A 20,122-nucleotide genomic window follows, 5' to 3' on the forward strand; every position below is an offset into this window, starting at 1 on the left:
CCGGGCAGCGCGTGACGACTCCCGGCTGACGGCCCACCGCGATCGGACGCGGGTCCGAAGGGCACCCTGATCCGGGTCGCCGCCACCGGCCGCGTCCTGGTCTCGCCGGGATCCGTCGCGAATCGCGGTGCCTCGTCGATCCGGACCGGACCCGTTCGTGTGGAGGATGGGAGGCCGGCGGTGGCACCGGCCGCCGACGTGAGGAGAGCCCATGAAGCAGTACCTGCTCAGCATCTACCAGCCCGGCGGCGAAGGGATGGTGGACCCGGAGTTCCTGGCCGGGGTGATGCGCGAGTTGGGCGCGATCCGCGAGGAGTTGGAGGCGTCCGGGTGCTGGGTCTTCGGCCAGGGGCTGCACGCACCGGACACGGCGACCGTGCTGCGGCCGTCCGACGGCGAGGTGCTGGTCACCGACGGGCCGTTCGTCGAGGGCAAGGAGTACCTCGGCGGCTTCACCATCATCCGGGCGCCCGACCTCGACGCCGCGCTGGCGTGGGGCCGCCGGTACGCGCTGGCCACGACCCTGCCGATCGAGGTGCGCCCCTTCCAGGGCGAGGACTGAGCGTGTCGGACGTCGAGGCGGTGTTCCGCGCGGAGTACGGCCGCGCGGTCGCCGTCCTGACCCGCCTCCTCGGCGACCTCGACCTCGCCGAGGAGGCGGTGCAGGAGGCGTTCACGGTGGCGGCGGCGCGGTGGCCCGAGACGGGGCCGCCGCCCAGCCCGGCCGGTTGGATCATCACCACCGCCCGGAACCGGGCGATCGACCGGCTGCGGCGGGAGGCGTCCCGGGCCGACCGGCACGCCCAGGCCGCCCTGCTGCACACCCGCGACGTACCGGTGGAGGAGGGACCCGTGCGCGACGACCGGCTCCGTCTGATCTTCACCTGCTGCCACCCGGCGCTCAACCCGGCCGCCCGGGTCGCGCTGACCCTGCGGCTGCTCGGGGGGCTGACCACCGCCGAGATCGCCCGGCTCTTCCTCGTGCCGGAGGCGACCATGGCCCAGCGGATCGTCCGGGCCAAGGCGAAGATCCGCGACGCCCGCATCCCGTACCGGGTGCCGCGCGACGCCGACCTGCCGGACCGGCTCTCCGCCGTGCTGGCCGTGCTCTACCTGATCTTCACCGAGGGGCACACCGCCAGCTCCGGCGACCGGCTGGTCCGCGACGAACTGTGCGCCGAGGCGATCCGGCTGGCCCGGCTGTTGGCGGAGCTGATGCCGGACGAGCCGGAGGCGCTGGGGCTGCTGGCGCTGATGCTGCTCACCGAGGCGCGCCGTCCGGCCCGCACCACCGCCGACGGCGCCCTGGTGCCGCTGCCCGAGCAGGACCGCCGCCGGTGGGACGCCGGGCTCGTCGCCGAGGGCCAGGCCCTGGTCCGCCGCTGCCTGCGCCGGGACCGGCCCGGGCCGTACCAGATCCAGGCCGCGATCGCCGCCGTGCACAGCGACGCGTCCAGCGCCGCCGGCACCGACTGGGCCCAGATCCTCACGCTGTACGACCAGCTTTCCGCGTACGCCCCCGGGCCGGTGGTGGCGCTGAACCGGGCCGTCGCGCTGGCCGAGGTGGCCGGGCCGGCGGCGGCGCTGGCGGCCGTCGAGCGGCTCGACCTGGCCGGCTACCACGTGTTCCACGCGGTCCGGGCCGACCTGCTGAGCCGGCTGGGCCGGGCGGCGGAGGCGGCTGAGGCGTACCGGACGGCCGCGGAGCGGACGGACAACGCGGCCGAACGCGCCTTCCTGGCCGCACGGGCGGTCTTGGCGCGATCCGGCGCATAGCGCCGGCCGGCGGCCCGACGACGGTCGCCTCAACTCGCCGGCGACTTCCGGGCCACCAGACACCACCACGGCCCAGGGTGGCCGACGGACACCGCTATGGGCCCGCCGGGTGGCCGCCGGGCACCGCCGGACGGCCGGCGGCGGCGGGCGGGCGACCGGCGTTTGTCGCCTCCGATGGCCGGGAACGCGGGTTACCCGGCAGCGCGGCGCCCGGCGCGCCGCCCGACGAACGGACGCCGACGGCCCATGACGTACCGCCCGGCTGTCGCCACCGCGGTGCCCGACCTGGCCGCCCTCACCCTCGGGGTGGAGGAGGAGTACCTGCTGCTCGATCCCCGGACGGGGGAGAGCCTCCCGGTCGCCGACCGGGTGCTCGCCGCCCTGTCCGGAACGGCCCGGGACCAGAGCCGCCAGGAGTTCCGGCACAGCATGGTGGAGATGGTCACGCCGGTCACCGCCAGCCTGGCCGAGCTGCGCGCGCACCTGGTGGCGCTGCGTCGTTCCGCCGCCGACGCGGCCGACGCCGCCGGGGCCCGGCTCGTCGCGGTCGGTGCCACGCCCGTGCACGAGCCGCACCGGACGGTGCCGGACAAGCCTCGCTACCACGCCATGTCCCGCCGCTTCGGCCCGGTCGCGCACGATCCGGCGGTCTGCGGCTGCCACGTACACGTCGGGGTGCCCGACCGCGAACTGGCCGTCCAGGTCTGCAACCACCTGCGCCCGTGGCTGCCGGTGGTGCAGGCGGTCACCGCCAACTCGCCGCTGCACGACGGCCGCGACACCGGGCACGCCAGTTGGCGCTCGATGCAGCTGGAACGCTGGCCCAGCATCGGGCCGACCCCGCACTTCGAGTCGGCCGCCGACTACGACGCGACCGTGGACGACCTGATCCACGCCGGGATCATGCTCGACGCCGCGATGGTCTACTGGTACGCCCGCCCTTCCACCGCGTACCCCACCGTCGAGATCCGGGTGGGCGACGTCTGCCCGTGCGTGGACGACACGGTGCTCGTCGCCGGGCTGGTCCGGGCGCTCGTCGCGACGCTGGCCGACGACGTCCGCGCCGGGGTTCCCGCCCCCAGGCTCCGGGACTGCCTGGTCTCCGCCGCGCACTGGCGGGCCGCCCACGACGGACTGGAGGGCGACCTGATCGACCTGCGCTCCGGCGGCGCCCGCCCCGCCTGGGATCTGGTGGACGAACTCGTCGCCACGGTCGCGCCGGCCCTGGCGCGCCACGGCGACCTCGACCACGTACGCGGCCAGTTGGCCCGGGTGCGCCGGGACGGCAACGGCGCCACCCGGCAACGCCGGGTCATGGCCCGCACCGACAACGACGTGCGGGCCGTCCTGGACCACCTGGCCGCCGAGACCCTCACCTGCTGACGCCGCCCGGTGGAACGCCATGGGTGTCACCAGCCGCGGGTGACACCCATGGCGTTCCACTCGTGAACGCACCGCCCTCTTCCCGCCGGCTCAACCGGAGCCGTGGTGGCCGTCGGTGTCGACGCCGTGCTGGCTGCCGGTGTCGGTGCCGTGCTGGCCGCCGGTGTCGGCGCTGTCGGCTGTCTGGGGCGGCGGTGTGACGCTGTGGGGATCGCCGCTACCGAAACCGGGCCGAGGGGTCGGAGGGGTGCGGGTCCGGGCCGGGGCGGAGCGGGGCCGTGCCGGTCAGCGGATGTCGTGGGACTGGAGCCACAGCTCCAGCAGGCCGAGCTGCCACAGCTTGTTGCTGCCGGCGGCGGCCTGCGCCCGGTCCGGCTCGGCGAGCAGGTGGTCGACGTACTCGCGGCGGAACAGGCCGCGTTCCCGCGCGGCGGGAGCGGCGAGGGCCTCGGTCACGAGCTGCCTTACGGGGCCGTCGACGTTGCGCAGCGCCGGCACGGGGAAGTAGCCCTTCGGCCGGTCGACCACCTCGGCCGGCAGCACCTCCCGGGCGATCTCCTTCAGCACGCCCTTGCCGCCGCCGGCCACCTTGTGCTCGGGCGGGCAGGCCGCCGCGAGGGCCACCAGGTCCTGGTCGAGGAACGGCGTACGCACCTCCAGCCCCCACGCCATGCTCATGCTGTCCACCCGCTTCACCGGGTCGTCGGGGAGCATCAGGTGGGTGTCCAGGCGCAGCACCGCGTCCAGCGCGGTGTCCGCCCCGCTCGCCGCGAGGTCCGCGGCGAGCAGTTCCCGGCTGGCGTCGCGGTCGCAGGCGTACGCGGGGCTGACCACCCGGCACAGCTCGGCGTGGTCCCGGTCGAAGAACGCGTTGGCGAACGCGTCCATCGCGCCGTCGCGGGGCACCAGGGCGAGGGGCTGGTGGTAGCCGTAGCCCGCGAAGACCTCGTCGGCGCCCTGCCCGGACTGGGCCACCTTGACGTGCCGCGCGACCTGCTCGGACAGCAGGTGGAAGGCGACCACGTCGTGGCTGCCCATCGGCTCGGTCATCGCGTGGACGGTCCGGCGTACCGCCGGGACCAGGTCGTCGTCGGCGAGCCGGATGCGATGGTGGTCGGTGTCGAAGGCGCGGGCGACGAGGTCGGAGTAGTGGAACTCGTCGCCGGCCTCGCCGCCGCGGCTGTCGAAGCCGATGCTGAAGGTCCGGAGGTGCTGCTGCCCGGCCTCGGCCAGCAGCGCCACGATCATGCTGGAGTCCAGGCCGCCGGAGAGAAGCACACCGACGGGCACGTCGGCGACGAGCCGCCGTCGGACCGCCGTGCGCAGCGCGCCGCCGATCGCTGCCCGCCAGTCCCGCGCGTCCATTTCGCTGTGCGCGGGGTCCCGGGCGTAGTCGGGCCGCCAGTAGACGTGTTCGCGGCTGCGCCCGTCGGCCTCCACGACCCGCACGGTGGCCGGGGGAAGCTTGCGCACGCCGCGCAGCACGGTGCGGGGCGCCGGCACGATCGAGTGCCAGGACAGGTAGTGGTGCAGCGCCACCGGGTCGATCGTGGTGTCCACCCCGCCGGCGCGCAGCAGCGCGGGCAGCGTGGAGGCGAACCGCAGCCGGCCGGGGGACTCGGCCAGGTAGAGGGGCTTGATGCCGAGCCGGTCGCGGGCCAGCACCAGCCGCCGCCGCTGCCGGTCCACCAGGGCGACGGCGAACATGCCGACCATGTGGTCGACGAAGCGTTCGCCCCACTGCGCGTACGCCGCCAGGATCACCTCCGTGTCGCTGGTGGAGTGGAAGGTGTGCCCGGCCGCCCGCAGCTCGTCGCGCAGTTGGGGGTAGTTGTAGACGCAGCCGTTGAAGACCAGCCCCAACCCGAGGTCCTCGCGCACCATCGGCTGGCCGCCCGCCGCGGAGAGGTCGATGATGGTGAGGCGGCGGTGCCCGAGGGTCACCCAGCCGTCGTTCCACAGGCCCTCGCCGTCGGGGCCCCGGGACCGCATCGCCTCGGTCATCCGGGTCACCGCGTCGGCGTCGGGCGGCGACCCGTCGAACCTCGCCTCGCCGCTGATGCCGCACATCGTCAGCGGTCACCGGCTTTCGGGGGAACCGGACCCACCGTCACCGGATCACCGCCAGGGTGCCCCGTCCCTCAGAGCGGGGAGGAATGGCGGACGCGTTGCCAGCCATGACCGTCCTTTCTGGTATGACCGGTCCTGTGCGGACGGCGTACAGGTGTCGGGCGTACCCGACCCCGGAGCAGGCGGCGTTGCTGAACCGCACGTTCGGGTGTGTACGTGTCGTCTGGAACCGCACGCTTGCCGTCCGTCACGTCCGCTGGCACACCGAACGGAAGTCCACGTCCTACGCGGAGACGGATCGGGCGTTGACGGAAATGAAGAGGCAGCCAGATCTGGCGTTCCTGGGCGAGGTGTCGTCGGTGCCGTTGCAGCAGACCCTGCGGCACCAGCACGCCGCGATGACGGCGTTCTTCGCCAAGCGGGCCCGGTACCCGCGTTACAAGTCGCGGCACGGCCGCCAGTCCGCCAGTTTCACCAGGTCGGCGTTCCGGATGCGCGGCGGGAACCTGTCGTTGGGGAAGACACCGGGTGTGCTGCGGTTCGTGTGGTCGTGGCCGAACGTGGACGTGACGGCACTGGATCCGACGATGGTGACGGTGTCGCGTGACCCGGACGGCCGCTGGTTCGTGACCTTCGCCGTCGACGTCGACACACCTACCGCACCCGAACCGACGGGCGGGGTGGTGGGTGTTGACCTCGGCCTGACCGATTTCGCGGTGTTGTCCACCGGCGGGCGCATCCCGCATCCGAGGCATATGGAACGGCGTGAACGCCGACTCAAGCGGTATCAGCGGATGATGGCCCGTCGGCAGAAGGGCTCCGCCAACCGTGCCAAGGCCAAACGGAAGGTGGCCCGGGCGCATTCGCGGGTCCGCGACGCGCGCCGGGACTTCCTCCACCAGCAGTCGACCGCTCTGGTGCGCCGGTTCGCTGCCATCGCGGTGGAGGATCTGGCGGTGGTGAACATGGTCCGCAACCGCTGCCTGGCCAAAGCGATCGGCCGTACCGGCTGGGCCGAGTTCCGTACTTTGCTGACCTACAAGGCGCACCGCGACGGCCGTACCCTCGCGGTGGTGGACCGCTGGTACCCGTCGTCGAAGACCTGCTCGGCGTGCGGGCATTTGCTCGCCGCCCTCTCTCTCGGCACACGTCACTGGGTGTGTCCGGGTTGCGGCACCCGGCACGACCGGGACGTCAACGCCGCCAAGAACATCGCCGTCGCGGCCGGGCTGGTCGAGACGCAAAACGCCTGCGGAGCGGACGTCAGACACGAAGGGCAACCTTCCGTGCGGTCTGCGGTGAACCAGGAAACCCAACCCGTGAGGGTAGGAATCCCCCACCTTTAGACGGGGGAGCATGTCAACACTCCCGTCGGCGTCGGTGGCGGACCACCCGCTCGCAGGGGCCCGGTCCCGTCGCCAATACGGGCGGCTGGACTACCCGACCCCGGGCGGGTCAAACCCCCGGGAATGGCCCGGGGCGGGCCGGCGGCCGGTCAGTCGCGCAGCGTACGCAGGATGCGGGCGAGCTGTGCCCGGTCGGCCGGCGAGAGGTCACCGAAGAGGTCCTCGACGGCGGCCCGGCGGGCGGCGTGGATGGCCTGGCCGGCGCGCGTGCCCTCCTCGGTCGGGGCGACCAGGGTGGCGCGCCGGTCCGCGGGGTCGGGCCGGCGTCGCACGAGGCCGCGCGCCTCCAGGTCGTCGACGACCTCGGTGGCCGAGCGCGGGGCGATGCGGAGGTGCTCGGCGAGCGCGCCGGGCCGTAGCGCGCCGTGCCGGATGAGCACGCCGAGCGCCCGGGACTGGCCGGGCGTGACGTCCCAGGGGGCGAGCGCCTCCCGGGTGCGGTGCCGCAGCCGCCGGGTCACCGCCCAGAACGCCTCGGCGAGGCCGTCCTCGGCGTCGTCGGTGTCTGCGGTCACGGGAATACGGTAGCAGGAGGAGCGGTTGTTCCCTCATGTTGAGGTAACCTCAGCATTCCCGACGTGAGGACGTACCCCTTGGAACCCCATCCCCCCGGCCGCGACCGCGGCCCCCGCAAGGTCAGCGCCGCCGAGAAGGCACAGGCCCGCCAGGTGTCGCTGCGGCGCATCGGCCGGCTGTTCGCCCGGCACCGGGGCGCGCTCGCCACGGTCACCGCGATCATCGTGGCGTCGTCGGTGCTCGCCATGGCCTCCCCCTTCCTGCTCCGCGCCGTGATCGACCGGGCCCTGCCGGAACGCGACCTGACGCTGCTCATCTGGCTGGTGGCCGGCATGGTCGCGGTCGCCGCGGTGACCTCGGTGCTCGGCGTCCTCCAGACCTGGATCTCCACCCGGGTCGGGCAGCAGGTCATGCACCGGCTGCGCACTGACGTCTTCACCCACCTGCAACGGCAGTCGCTGTCGTTCTTCACCCGCACCCGCACCGGCGAGGTGCAGTCCCGGATCACCAACGACATCGGCGGCATGCAGAGCGTGGTGACCTCCACCGCCACCTCGATCGCGTCCAACCTGACCACCGTGGTGGCCACCGCGGCGGCGATGGTCGCGCTCTCCTGGCGGCTCTCGCTGGTCTCCCTCGTCGTGCTGCCGCCGGCCGTCTGGCTGACCCGCCGGGTCGCCCACCTGCGCCGCGAGATCACCGCGCGACGCCAGCGTGAACTCGCCGACCTCAACGTCACCGTCGAGGAGGGGCTGTCGGTCAGCGGCGTACACCTGGCGAAGACCCTCGGCACCGGCCCGGCGCTGGCCGCGCGCTTCGCCGCCTCGTCGGCCCGCCTGGTCGACCTGGAGTTGCGCTCCGAACTCGCCGGCCGCTGGCGGATGGCCTCGATGAGCGTCGTCTTCGCCGCCATTCCGGCGGTCATCTACCTCAGCGCCGGCCTGCCCGGCGCCGCCGGCACGCTCAGCATCGGCACCCTGGTCGCCTTCACCGCGTTGCAGGGCGGGCTGTTCCGGCCGCTGATGGGCCTGCTCAACGTGGGCGTCTCGGTGACCGCCTCGCTGGCGCTGTTCGCCCGGATCTTCGAGTACCTGGACCTGCCGGTCGAGGTCGACGACCCCGCCGAGCCGGTCGACGTCGACCCGCGCCGGGTCCGGGGCGACCTGCGGTTCACCGACGTCACCTTCAGCTACCCGGGCAGCGACACCGCCGCCGTCGCCGGGATCACCCTCGACGTGCCGGCCGGCACCGGCCTCGCCCTGGTCGGCGAGACCGGCTCCGGCAAGAGCACCCTGGCCGCGCTGGTCAGCCGCCTGCACGACCCGACGAGCGGTCGGATCACCATCGACGGCGTCGACCTGCGCGACCTGCGCCTGGCCGACCTGGCGGCGATCGTCGGCGTGGTCAGCCAGGAGACCTACCTGCTGCACACCACCGTGCGGGAGAACCTGCGCTACGCCCGCCCGGACGCCACCGACGCCGAGATCGAGGCCGCCGCCCGCGCCGCCCGGATCCACGACCTGATCGCCGGGCTGCCCGACGGCTACGACACGGTCGTCGGCTCGCGGGGGCACCGCTTCTCCGGCGGCGAGAAGCAGCGCCTCGCCATCGCCCGCACCCTGCTGCGCGACCCGCGCATCCTGATCCTCGACGAGGCCACCAGCGCGCTGGACACCGAGACCGAACGCGCCGTGCAGCGGGCGTTCGACGAGGTGGCCCGGGGCCGCACCACCATCACCATCGCCCACCGGCTCTCCACCGTGCGCGACGCGGACCGGATCGCCGTACTCGACCACGGCCGCATCGTCGAGTCCGGCACCCACGACGACCTGATCGAGCGCGCCGGCCGCTACGCGACGCTGGCCGCCTGACGGCCGGGGCCGCCGTCGGCGGTGCGCGCCGGCACCCGACCCCGGGCCGCCGGCGCGGCCGGTAGACGATCACAATCAGGCGGTGCAGCGTCGAGGGTGGACATGGGCCCTGCTCGTCCTCGTGGCCGCTGTCGCGGCGGCCGGGACCGCCTGGGTCTGGTTGCGGTACGACTTCGAGAAGGTCAACTGGGCCTGGGGCGTGATCGCCGGTGTCGTCGCCGTCTACGTGGTGCTGGACCAGTTCCTCGCCAACCGGCAGGCCGCCTCGGCGACGGCGGCGGTGCACCGCCGGGCGGCCGCGGACGAACTGTTCGAACTGGTCCGGCGCGAGCCGAGCGACGAGGCGCTGCTGCGGGCGGTCGACGAGCCGTACCCCCTGCCGGTGACCTGGCGTACCGCCGCCGAGCGGCTCATGCCGTCCTGGCGGGCCATCGGCCGGTCCAGCGAGGCCGGTCCGATGGACCTGTCCGGCCGCCACGGGACACTGTGGAGCCGCTACCGGAGCATCCCGTCCGGGCGGTTGCTGGTGCTGGGGCCGGCCGGCTCCGGTAAGTCGGTCATCGCCCTGCGGATGGCGCGTGAGCTGCCGCCGCACCGGGACCCCGAGGCGCCCGTGCCGGTGCTGCTGCCCGTCGCGTCGTGGGACCCGACCGTGGAGACGTTCCGCGACTGGCTGGTGGACCGTCTCGCCCGGCGGTACACCCAGCTCGCCCCCCGCCATCCCCGTCGCGTCGCGGTGTTGCGGGACCTGGTCGAGACGGACCTCGTCGTGCCCGTGCTCGACGGCCTGGACGAGATGCCCGAGGAGCAGGTGACCGCCTGCCTCGAGGAACTCAACGAGCTGCCCACGCAGCGTTTCGTCCTGACCTGCCGGACGCCGGTGTACGAGAGGTACCTCGCCCAGGGCGAGAAGGTGCGCGGCGCCGCGGTGGTGGTGATCGAGCCGCTGGTTCCGGACGAGGTGGCGGAGTACCTGGTCGACGCCGCGCCCCTGCACCAGGCCGGCAACTGGTCGACCGTCGCGGCGCGCATCGACGGCGACACCGAGCTGAGCGGGGCGCTGTCCACGCCGTTGATGGTGGCGATGGCCCGCAGCGCGTTCGACCAGCCCGGCACCGACCCCCGCGACCTCGTGCCGCTGGCGGCCAGCCGGGGACGGGGCGCCGTGGAGGACGAGCTGCTGTCGCGGGCGGTCGACGTCGCGCTGCGGTCGCGTCGGGGAGCCCAGGGGCTGCGCCGGTGGGAACCGGAGACGGCCCGGCGCTACCTGGCCTTCCTGGCCGCGCACCTGGAGTCGCTCGGTGTCCGCGAGTTCCGCTGGTGGCAGCTGCCGGCAGCGCTGCCCCGGCTGTTCTGGGCCGTCGCCGACGGCCTGCGTACCGGGCTGGCGGTGTGGCTGGCCCTGGCCGTCGCCGGGCAGGCGCTCAGGTCGGTGGCCGGGATCGTCGCCGACCCGAACACCCGCGAGCTGCTCACCACCCTCGCCGACCATCCCGCGGACCTGGGGGTGGCGGCCGCCGCGGTGGCCGTGCCGGCACTTGCGCTGGGCGGCGCCCGTGACCCGGGCAGCCGGCCGAAACGGGTGCAGTTCGTCGGCGGCTGGGGTGCGCTCCGCGACGGCGTGCCCGACGGGCTGATGCTGGGACTGTTCTGGGGCTCCCTGACCTGGTTCGTGCTGTGGCTGTTCACCCCACCGCCCGAGCTGGCCGCCGCGACGGACCGGCTGCCCGCGCCGACCGGGTGGACGGTCGAGCTGCGGGCCGCGGTCGTGGTCGGCGCCGTCTGGTTCGTCCTCGTCGTGCTCCGGGCCGCGCTGCGGGTCGACGTCGCGGCTCCGGCCGCGGAACTCGGGGCCACCGGCGTGGCCGAGACCGTCCGGGCCGACCGCGCGGCGACGATCGCGTCGGTGGTGCCGACCGTGGCCGCCGCGCTCGTCGGTGTGCCGGCCGGCGCGGCGCTGCTGTGGGTGACCGGCCTGCTGCCCCGGCTGCCCTCGCCGCAGGCCCTCGCCTACGCCGGGCTCGGCGCGGGGCTGGGCTGGTGGGTGCACCGGCGCGGGGGCGGCGCGTGGGTCCGGTTCGGCCTGGCCCGGATGGTGCTGGCGGCACGCGGCCGCCTGCCGCACCGGCTGCTGGCGTTCCTCGGCCACGCCGAGACGGTCGGCCTGTTGCGGCACGGCGCCGGGGCGTACCGGTTCCGGCACGGCCGCCTGCAGAGCCGGCTGGCGGCGGGCTCGCTGGCGGGGCGGCGGGGCAGCCGGCCGCGTGAGGAGTTCGGCGTCGAGCTGGCCCGGGCGGGGCTGTGGCCGGAGGCGCTCGGCGTGTTCGCCGCCGTCACGTGGGCCCGCGCGGCGAGCGTCGGGCCGGCCGACGACCTCACCCTGGCCTCGCTGCGCAAGGCGGTGCTGGTGGGCGCCGCCGCCGGGGAGTGGAGCCGGCTGGAGGACCTGTTGGCGCCGATGCCGGCACCGCTCGCGCCCACCGGGGCGACGCCGCCGGCGGCGCAGCGCCGGCGCCTGGCCGAGTTGGTTGCCGCCACCGCGCCGCTGGCCGAGCTGCGGGCCGCCGGCGACGAACTGCTGCGGGTGGAGGACCGGGCAGGCAGGTCCCTCTCCGCCACCCGGGAGTTCCTGGCGGTCGTCCGCTACGCGGAGGGTGACGTCGACGCGGCTCGGGAGGACCTGGAGCGGCTGGTGGCGGCGGAGAGCGCCGGCGACGGCCCGGGGCGGTCGACGCCCCTCGGCGCGGGGATGCTCGCCCGGATCATGCTCGGCGGGAACGGGAACGGGAACGGGGACGGGAACGGGGACGGGAACGGGGACGCTGGCGCAGCCCTCGCCCTCTGCCACGAGCAGCTGCTCCTGGCCGACGACTCCGACGAGCGCACCGACCCGCTGCTGCTCGTGCAGACCTGGAGCTGGTCGGTGGCGGTGATGCGGCGCGTCGTCGACGAGCGGGCGGAGGTGCGCGGCCGGCTCCGCGCCGCGCTCGCCGAACGGCGGGCCCGTGGTCGGCGGATCGAGCTGGGCCGACGGGAGCTGGCCGAGATCGGGCTGCAGGCGTGCCACGCGGTGGTCGGCCACCCGACGCTGGGAGCGCCCGCGGTGGCCGTGGCCCGCAAGCTGGTCGACGTGCTGTCCGCCCCGGACATCGTGGCGCGGACCCTGCGCCGCGGCGCGCCGATGTGGCACGACGGCTGACCGGACGGCCGCCTCCGCCAACGCTGTCAGGGGAGCACGGGCAGTCCCGGGTCGTGCAGGTGCCGGTGCCTCGGGCACATGCACAGGAACGACGACGGGCGGGGACGGGCCTGTCGCAGAACTATCTCATTATGCGTCTCAATATCACGTCTGAGGCAGGCCGAGGTTCCGGTAGACGGTCGCCCGGGACACGCCCAGGGCGGCGGCGATGTCGTCCGCGGAGTGGGTGCCCGCGGCGTACATCTGCCGGGCGTCCTCGACCTGGTCGTGGCTCAGGCTCCGGGGGCGGCCCGGCCGGCGTCGCCGGGGAGCCGCGCCGGCGCCGGGCGGCGCGGCGTCCAGCAGGCGGTGCACGCCGTCGAGCATGTCGGCCCGCAGCACCTCGTCGGGCACGTCGGTGAAGAAGACGACCGGGTCGCTGCACATGGCGACCGCCTGCACCGCCCGGACCCGCTCCCGCCGCCCGGCGTCGGGCCCGGCGATGAGGTCGTTGGCGCGCATGGCGATCCGCATCAGGCGGTGGAACGTGTCGCCGCGCGTGATGAGGGCGATGTCGTGGAAGAGCATGCCGAGCGGGCGGCGGTGGGTCAGCATGGTGTCCACCCAGCCCTCCAGCACCCTCCGGCGGGCCCGCTCGGACGGCAGCGCCTCGGCGGCGTCCAGCAGCGCCTCCAGATCGGCGACCAGCGGCTCGACCAGGGCCGTGAGCAGGTGCTCCTTGGTGGGAAAGTGATAGAGGATCGCGGCCTTGGTCAGCCGCAGCCGCTCGCCGATCTGGCGCAGCGAGGTGCGCTGGTAGCCGTGCTCGGCGAACAGGTCGAGCGCGGCACGCAGGATCCGGGTGCGCGTGTCGTCGGGTGCCTCGACGGTCATGCCGGCAAGCCTAGCCGCGTCTGACCGGTGGGCGGCATCACGATTGATTCGACTGACCGACGGTCAGTACAGTGGGGACGGTCGGCACCACCAGCGGCAGGAGGGGTCATGCCCGTCATCTCCATCGACAACCTCGTCAAGACGTTCGGCAGCGTCAGGGCGCTCGACGGACTGGACCTGCGGGTCGAGGCGGGGGAGGTGCACGGCTTCCTCGGCCCCAACGGCTCCGGCAAGTCCACCACCATCCGCATCCTGCTCGGCCTGCTGCGCGGCGACGCGGGCGACGTGCGGGTGTTCGACGCCGACCCGTGGCGGGACGCGGTCGCCCTGCACCGCCGTCTGGCGTACGTGCCGGGCGACGTCAACCTGTGGCCCAACCTCTCCGGCGGCGAGGCCATCGACCTGTTCGGCGAGCTGCGCGGCGGGCTCGACCGGCGCCGCCGCGACGCCCTGCTGGAACGCTTCGACCTCGACCCGACGCGCAAGTGCCGCACCTACTCCAAGGGCAACCGGCAGAAGGTCGCCATCGTCGCGGCCTTCGCCTCGGACGTCGAGCTCTACGTGCTCGACGAGCCGACCTCCGGGCTGGACCCGCTGATGGAGGCCGTGTTCCAGGACGAGGTCCGCCAGCTCAAGCGCGACGGCGCCACCGTGCTGCTCTCCAGCCACGTGCTGGCCGAGGTCGAGGCGCTCTGCGACCGGGTCAGCATCATCCGCGAGGGCCGCGCCGTCGAGTCCGGCACCCTCGCCGAGCTGCGCCACCTCACCCGTACGGCGGTGACGGTCGAGACCGCGCGCCCGGCGACCGGCCTGGCGGCCCTGCCCGGCGTGCACGAGGTGCGCGAGGTCGACGGGCGTACCCACCTGGAGGTCGAGCCCGCCCACCTCGACGAGCTGCTCGGCCACCTTGTCGGCTTCGGCGTCCGCGCGCTCACCAGCGCCCCGCCCACCCTGGAGGAGTTGTTCCTGCGCCACTACGGCGACGAGCGCGCGGCCGTCGCCGCCAACGGCCACCGGGCGGGCGCCGAGCGGCAGGCGGGCGCCCGATGAGCGCGTTCACCGGCACCGGGCGGCTCGCTCGGCTCGTGCTGCGCCGCGACCGGGTCCGGCTCGCCGTCTGGGTGCTCGGCACGCCCCTGCTCGGCTACGCCCTCGCCGGCAGCGTCAAGGGGTTCTACCCGGACGAGGCGTCCCGGGTCGGCTACGCCACCACGTCGGCGTCCAGCCTGGTCGCCCGCGCGTTCAACGGCCCCATCGCCGGCACCGAACTCGGCGCGGTGGTGGTCGCCGAGACGTACGTGACGCTGGCCCTGCTCGCCGCGCTGCTGAGCACCTTCGCGGTGGTCCGGCACACCCGGCAGAACGAGGAGACCGGCCGGGCGGAGTTGCTGGGCGCCTCCGTCGTCGGCCGGTACGCGCTGCTCACCGCCGCCCTGTTGGTGGTCGTCGCGGCGAACGTGCTGGCCGCGACCCTGCTCGCCGTCGCCCTGGCCGGCGCCGGCCTGCCGCTCGCCGGGTCCGTCGCGGCGGCGGCCGCCGTCGGCGGCGTCGGGGTGGCCTTCACCGGCGTCGCCGCGGTCACCGCCCAGGTGTCGGTCACCTCCCGGGGCGCGAACGCGCTCGCCGCCGCGGCCGTCGGGGTCGCCTTCCTGCTCCGAGCGGCCGGCGACGTGCTCGGCGAGCAGACCGACGGCGGCCTGCGCGTGGTCAGCGCCTGGCCGTCCTGGCTCACCCCGCTGGGCTGGGGCAACCAGGTCCGCGCGTTCGGCGGCGAACGGTGGTGGGTGCTCGCGCTGCCCGTCGCGCTGCTGGTCGCCGGCGTGGCCCTCGCCTACACGCTCGCCGAGCGGCGGGACGTCGGCGCGGGGCTCGTCGCCCCCCGACGGGGGCCGGCGACCGCCTCGCCCCGGCTGCTCGGCCCCGCCGGGCTGGCCTGGCGGCTGCAGCGCGGCACGCTGCTCGGCTGGGCGATCGGGGTGGCGGTGCTCGGGTTCTCGATGGGCATCGCCGGGGACGAGTTCAACGCCATGATCGAGGAGAACCCGGCCGCCGCCGAGGCGATCAGCGCGATGGGCGGCGGCGCGGAACTCATCGACGCGTACCTGGCGGCGATGCTGGGGCTGTTCGCGCTGACCATCGGGGCGTACGTCGTGCAGGCGCTGCTGCGCACGCGCGGCGACGAGACCGACGGCCCGCTGGAGGCGGTCCTGGCCACGGCCGTCAGCCGCACCCGCTGGCTGACCACCCAGGTGGTCGCCGCCACGCTCGGCGCGCTCGCCCTGGTGCTGCTCGGCGGCCTCACCACCGGGCTCGGCTACGGCCTGGTCACCGGCGACCCCCTCGGGCGGACCGCCGAGCTGGGCGGCGCGGCGCTGGTGCGGCTGCCGGCGCTGCTGGTGGTGGCCGGGGTGGTGACGGCGCTGTTCGGGCTGCTGCCGCGCTGGTCGGTGGTGCTGTCCTGGTCGGCGCTGATGGGGTTCCTGCTGCTCGGGCAGCTCGGCGCGGTGCTCGACCTGCCGCAGGCGGCGCTGAACCTGTCCCCGTACACGCACGTGCCCTCGGTGCCGGCGGTCGACCCGGCGGTGCTGCCGCTGGCCGTGCTGACGGCGGTGGCGGTGGCGCTGCTCGCGGCCGGCCTGGCCGGCTTCCGCCGCCGCGACGTCCCGAGCTGACCGTGTGGAAGGAAGGGCCCCCTGTTGACGCCTCCGGTAGTACAAGGGGCCCTTCCTAACACCTCCGGCGGGCGGCGCGACGTGACCGGGGTGCGGGTTCGGGCGCCGTGCCCAGAGTCAGCCCAGCTCAGCGAGGACCTTCTCGACCACGGCGTCGGCGGCCAGGCCGTACCGGTCGTGCAGCGTCGGCAGGGCGCCGGCGTCCAGGAACTCGTCCGGCAGCGCGACCGGCACGATCCGCTTGCCGAGCCCGGCCCGGACCACGGCCGAGGCGACCGTCTCGAAGAGCCCGCCGACCACCGTGTGGTTCTCCAGCGTGAGCACCAGCCGGTCGCTGTCGACCTCGGCGAGGACGGTCTCGCTGTCGAACGGCTTGATCGTGGGCGTGTGGACGACCGCCACGTCGACCTTGTGCCGGGCCAGCCGCTCCGCGGCCTGCAACGCCCGCATGGTCATCAGGCCGCTGGAGACGAGCACCACGTCGGCGCCGCCGCGCAGCACGGCGGCCTTGCCGAGCCGGAACGTGTAGTCGTACTCGTCGAGAACCGTCGGCACCTTGCCGCGCAGCAGGCGCAGGTAGGTCGGCCCGTCGCTCGCGGCGAGCTGGGGCACCGCCTGGGCGATGTCGACCGAGTCGCACGGGTCGACGATCGTCAGGTTCGGCATGCCCCGGAAGATCGCGATGTCCTCGGTGGCCTGGTGGCTGGGGCCGTAGCCGGTGGTGAGGCCGGGCAGGCCCCCGACGATGTTGACGTTCAGGTTCGGCTCGGCGATGTCCAGGCAGAGGAAGTCGTACGCCCGCCGCGCGGCGAACACCGCGTACGTCGAGGCGAACGGCACCAGGCCGACCTCGGCCATGCCCGCCGCCGCGCCCAGCAGCAACTGCTCGGCCATGCCCATCTGGAAGAACCGCTCCGGGTGGGCCTTGGCGAAGATGTGCATGTCGGTGTACTTGCCGAGGTCGGCGGTGAGCCCGACGATCCGCGGGTCCTGCTCGGCGAGGGCGGCCAGGGCGTGACCGAAGGGCGCGTCCGCGGTCTTCTGCCCGGGGTCGGCGAAGGACGCGATCATCGCCGACGTGGTGAGTCGCTTCGGTGCCGTCGCGCTGGTCATCGTGCCTCTCCTGCCTGGTGTCCTGCCGTCAACTGCTGGCGGCACAGCTCCCACTCGTCCGCGTCGATCCGCATGAAGTGGGCCTTCTCGCGGGTCTCCAGCAGCGGCACGCCGCGCCCGATCCGGGTGTCGCAGAGGATCACCGAGGGGCGTCCGTGCCGCTCTGCCTGCGCGGCGACCGCGTCGAAGGCGGCGAGCAGCGCCTCGACGTCGTTGCCGTCGACCCGCTGCGTGAACCAGCCCGACGCCTCCCACTTCCGCTCCGCCGGCTCGATCTGCAGGACGGTCTCCGTCCGGCCGTCGGCCTGGAGGGCGTTCATGTCGACCAGCGCGGTCAGGTGGCCCAGCCGGTGGTGCGTCGCGCCCATGGCGGCCTCCCACGTCGAGCCCTCGTTCAGCTCGCCGTCGGAGAGGAAGTTGATGATCCGGGCGTCGCGGCCCTGGTGGCGCAGGCCGAGCGCCATGCCCACGGCGACGGTCAGCCCGTGCCCCAGCGAGCCGCCGGAGATCTCCATCCCCGGGGTGTACGAGGCCATGCCGGACATCGGCAGCCGCGAGCCGTCCGAGCCGTACGTCTGCAGTTCCTCGACCGGGACGATGCCCGCCTCGGCGAGGGCGGCGTAGAGCGCGATGGCGTAGTGACCGGTGGAGAGCAGGAACCGGTCCCGCTCCGGCCAGTGCACGTCGTCCGGCCGGTGGCGCAGCTGGTCGACGTAGACGGTGGCCAGCACGTCGGCGGCGCCGAGCGCCTGCCCGACGTAGCCCTGCCCCTGCGCCTCGCCCATGTCGAGGATGTGGTGTCGCATCCGGTACGCCGCGTCGCGCACCCGCTCGGCCCGCGCCGGCAGGGCGACCCGGGCGTCGGATCGCGGTTCGCTGATGGTGGTCACGTTGTTCACGTCCTTCGGGTCAGACGAGTGCTGGCTTGGACTGGGTCGGGGCCGCCTTCGGCTCGCCGACCTTGGCCGGTGCCGTCTCCGGGGTGAAGACGGCGGCGGCCGTGGAGACGACGCCGAGCAGGACGAACAGGACCGCCGGCCCGATCCAGCCGATCCAGCCGTAGAGGGCGGTCGCCGCGAAGGGCAGCAGGCCGGCCACCAGGGAGGCGCCGTTGTAGCCGAGCGAGATGCCGGACGAGCGGACGTCGCGGGGGAACTGCTCGGAGAACCAGGAGGACTCGACGGCGAAGATCGGGTCGTGGCTGAGCAGCAGCCCCAGGGCCACGGCGACGATCACCATGATGACGGCCCCGGTGTTGATGAGCAGGAACATCGGGATGCCGAAGGCGATGGTGAAGACCGACCCGATCAGGAAGACGGGCTTGCGCCCGATGCGGTCGGAGAGCGCGCCGAACAGCAGGTGGCTGCCGAGGCCGAGGGCGGAGCCGACCATGGTCCCGATCAGCACGTTCTGCTTGTCGGTCAGCTCGGCCAGCACGACGTACGAGAGCATGAAGCTGGTGGTGACGTAGTAGCCGCCGGTCTCGGCCAGGCGCAGGGTGACGATCTTGAGGATGACCCGCCAGTCCCGCCGGATGACCTCCAGCGCCGGGGCCTTGCGGATCTCGTTGTTCGCCTTCATCTCGGTGAAGTCGGGGGACTCGGCGACCCGCATCCGGATGAACAGGCCGACGGCGACCATCACGATGGAGAACAGGAACGGCGCGCGCCACACCCAGCTGCCCTCGAACAGCGCCTCGCTGGCCAGGAAGGCGCCGTTGGCCAGCAGCAGCCCGGCGGGGATGCCGATCTGCGGCACCGCCCCGAAGAAGCCGCGGCGCCGGGCGGGGGCGTGCTCGACGGCCATCAGGACCGCGCCGCCCCACTCGGCGCCGAAGCCGATGCCCTGGACGATCCGCAGCAGGATCAGCAGGATCGGTGCGATCACGCCCGCCTGGGCGTACGTCGGCAGCACGCCGACCAGGACGGTCGCCACGCCCATGACGACCAGCGACCACATCAGGATGGTCTTGCGGCCCAGCCGGTCACCGTAGTGCCCGGCGAGGTAGCCGCCCAGCGGGCGGAAGAGGAAGCCGATGGCCAGCGTCGCGAACGACGCGAGCACGCCGACGAGCTTCTCCTCGGTATGGAAGAAGACCGTGCCGAAGTACGCCGCCGAGGCGGTGCCGTAGATGAAGAAGTCGTAGCTCTCGACGGCCGTGCCGATCATCGAGGCGAAGGAAACCTTGCCGGGGTTGTCCTGGCGTGTGGCCACGCCGGTGGCAGCACTCATTGTCCTGCTCCTTGCTGTTACCGATGGGGGTCGGCGGGGGACGGGTATGTCTCGATGACGCGCGAGTCGTCGCGCGTCGCCAGGCCGGCGTCGGCGGCCTGCTGGTAGCGCGCCCGGGCGATGTCCAGTAGCGGGGTGTCCGCGTCGGCGGCCCGGGCGGCGGCGGCCACGAGGCCGCTGTCCTTGACGAAGATGTTGATCGTGCTGGTGACCTCGACGTCGGTGCCCCGCAGCATCCGGGGCCCGCGGTCGGAGAGCATCCAGGAGCCGGCCGCGCCCTGCTCGATCAGGGAGAGCACCTGCTCCCGGTCGAGCCCGAGCTGCCCGGCAAGGGCGAGCGCCTCGGCGGCCGCCACGATGTGCACCGCGCAGAGGTGCTGGTTGACCACCTTGATGGCCTGACCGTCGCCGACGGTCTCGCCCACCGGGCGGACGGTGCCGAACCGGTCGAGCACGGCCCGGGCGGCGTCGACGTCGGCCGCCGCGCCCGAGGCGAACAGGGTCAGCTCGCCGGTGCGCGCCCGCGCCACCCCGCCGGTCACGGGCACGTCGACGACCCGCGCGCCGGCCGCCGCGAGCCGGTCGGCCTGCTCGCGTACGGCGTCCGGGCCCACCGTGCTCATCACGATCCACCGCTGCCCGGTCAGGTCCGTGGCCACCGCCTCGGTGACGAGGTCGGCGAGCTGGGCCGGGGTGGCGACCATGACCACGACGAAGTCCGCCCGGGGCGCGGCGGCGAACCGGTCGACGGCGCTCAGGCCGGCGGATTCGGCCCGTTCCCGGGCGGCCGGCACCGGGTCCACGCCCGTCACGGGGTGGCCGGCGGCGACCAGTCGGCTCGCCATCGGCAGGCCGATGGCGCCGATGCCGACGAAGACGACGCTGGGGTTGCTCATCGCTGTCCCTCCGGTCCGGCGCCGGGTGGCGCCCTCTGCGGTCAGGCTGTTTTCGGGTAGCAGCCACCCGGTGCGCGGCTGGGAGCGCCGCGTCACGGGTGGCGGTGATGTTCTG

At 74.2% G+C, this 20,122-nt stretch carries 15 protein-coding genes; 8 read left to right on the forward strand and 7 right to left on the reverse strand.

Annotated elements, in window-relative coordinates; translation table 11 throughout:
* The first annotated feature begins 211 nt into the window (after positions 1-211).
* The 3 genes from ACFY23_RS25940 (at position 212) to ACFY23_RS25950 (ending at position 3,159) form a co-directional block, all read left to right on the forward strand.
* On the forward strand, positions 212-562 hold the full coding sequence (locus ACFY23_RS25940) for a YciI family protein (protein WP_350679206.1): 351 nt from the start codon (positions 212-214) through the stop codon (positions 560-562).
* 2 nt (positions 563-564) lie between these two features.
* A complete protein-coding gene (locus tag ACFY23_RS25945; RefSeq protein ID WP_350819673.1) occupies positions 565-1,776 on the forward strand; it encodes a sigma-70 family RNA polymerase sigma factor in 1,212 nt (403 codons plus the stop codon).
* Between the two features lie 246 nt (positions 1,777-2,022).
* Positions 2,023-3,159, forward strand: a complete 1,137-nt coding sequence (locus ACFY23_RS25950) for a glutamate--cysteine ligase (protein ID WP_350679202.1) — start codon at positions 2,023-2,025, stop codon at positions 3,157-3,159.
* Positions 3,160-3,444: 285 nt separating this feature from the next.
* On the opposite strand, the gene ACFY23_RS25955 is transcribed toward ACFY23_RS25950, so the two are convergent.
* Entirely contained in the window at positions 3,445-5,229 is a 1,785-nt protein-coding gene (locus tag ACFY23_RS25955; RefSeq protein WP_350679200.1) for an N-acetylglutaminylglutamine amidotransferase, read from the reverse strand.
* A 125-nt stretch (positions 5,230-5,354) separates the two neighbouring features.
* Here ACFY23_RS25955 and ACFY23_RS25960 point away from each other — a divergent pair, with 125 nt between their 5' ends.
* Positions 5,355-6,575: an RNA-guided endonuclease InsQ/TnpB family protein gene (locus tag ACFY23_RS25960; protein WP_387038129.1), complete on the forward strand. Its 1,221-nt coding sequence runs from the start codon at positions 5,355-5,357 to the stop codon at positions 6,573-6,575.
* 149 nt (positions 6,576-6,724) lie between these two features.
* Here ACFY23_RS25960 and ACFY23_RS25965 read toward each other — a convergent pair whose 3' ends face one another.
* On the reverse strand, positions 6,725-7,150 hold the full coding sequence (locus tag ACFY23_RS25965; RefSeq protein WP_350687005.1) for a MarR family winged helix-turn-helix transcriptional regulator: 426 nt from the start codon (positions 7,148-7,150) through the stop codon (positions 6,725-6,727).
* Between the two features lie 78 nt (positions 7,151-7,228).
* Between ACFY23_RS25965 and ACFY23_RS25970 the strand changes: the two genes are divergently transcribed.
* Together ACFY23_RS25970 and ACFY23_RS25975 are read left to right on the forward strand one after the other, a co-directional pair.
* A complete protein-coding gene (locus ACFY23_RS25970; protein ID WP_350687009.1) occupies positions 7,229-9,022 on the forward strand; it encodes an ABC transporter ATP-binding protein in 1,794 nt (597 codons plus the stop codon).
* Positions 9,023-9,104: 82 nt separating this feature from the next.
* Positions 9,105-12,221 (forward strand): NACHT domain-containing protein, encoded by a 3,117-nt coding sequence (locus ACFY23_RS25975; RefSeq protein ID WP_350819704.1) that lies wholly within the window; start codon positions 9,105-9,107, stop codon positions 12,219-12,221.
* 144 nt (positions 12,222-12,365) lie between these two features.
* On the opposite strand, the gene ACFY23_RS25980 is transcribed toward ACFY23_RS25975, so the two are convergent.
* Complete coding sequence (locus tag ACFY23_RS25980; protein ID WP_350687208.1) at positions 12,366-13,094, reverse strand: TetR family transcriptional regulator; 729 nt, start codon at positions 13,092-13,094, stop codon at positions 12,366-12,368.
* 108 nt (positions 13,095-13,202) lie between these two features.
* Between ACFY23_RS25980 and ACFY23_RS25985 the strand changes: the two genes are divergently transcribed.
* Entirely contained in the window at positions 13,203-14,144 is a 942-nt protein-coding gene (locus ACFY23_RS25985) for an ABC transporter ATP-binding protein (RefSeq protein ID WP_350687206.1), read from the forward strand.
* Positions 14,141-15,766 carry an anibiotic ABC transporter gene (locus ACFY23_RS25990; RefSeq protein WP_350819705.1) on the forward strand — a complete coding sequence of 542 codons (1,626 nt, stop codon included), beginning with the start codon at positions 14,141-14,143 and terminating at the stop codon, positions 15,764-15,766. Before ACFY23_RS25985 ends, ACFY23_RS25990 begins: the two co-directional genes overlap by 4 nt.
* Before the next feature lie 117 nt (positions 15,767-15,883).
* On the opposite strand, the gene ACFY23_RS25995 is transcribed toward ACFY23_RS25990, so the two are convergent.
* From ACFY23_RS25995 to ACFY23_RS26010, 4 genes are read right to left on the reverse strand one after another with little or no spacing between them, the layout of a single operon-like run.
* Positions 15,884-16,879 (reverse strand): transketolase C-terminal domain-containing protein, encoded by a 996-nt coding sequence (locus tag ACFY23_RS25995; protein ID WP_350685222.1) that lies wholly within the window; start codon positions 16,877-16,879, stop codon positions 15,884-15,886.
* Positions 16,876-17,769, reverse strand: a complete 894-nt coding sequence (locus ACFY23_RS26000; RefSeq protein WP_350685223.1) for a transketolase — start codon at positions 17,767-17,769, stop codon at positions 16,876-16,878. Before ACFY23_RS26000 ends, ACFY23_RS25995 begins: the two co-directional genes overlap by 4 nt.
* A gap of 19 nt (positions 17,770-17,788) precedes the next feature.
* A complete protein-coding gene (locus ACFY23_RS26005) occupies positions 17,789-19,111 on the reverse strand; it encodes an MFS transporter (RefSeq protein ID WP_350685224.1) in 1,323 nt (440 codons plus the stop codon).
* A gap of 17 nt (positions 19,112-19,128) precedes the next feature.
* Positions 19,129-20,103: an NAD(P)-dependent oxidoreductase gene (locus ACFY23_RS26010; RefSeq protein WP_350685225.1), complete on the reverse strand. Its 975-nt coding sequence runs from the start codon at positions 20,101-20,103 to the stop codon at positions 19,129-19,131.
* Between the last annotated feature and the right edge of the window lie 19 nt (positions 20,104-20,122).

This window comes from Micromonospora sp. NPDC000121, from assembly GCF_042899165.1.
GTDB lineage: Bacteria > Actinomycetota > Actinomycetes > Mycobacteriales > Micromonosporaceae > Micromonospora.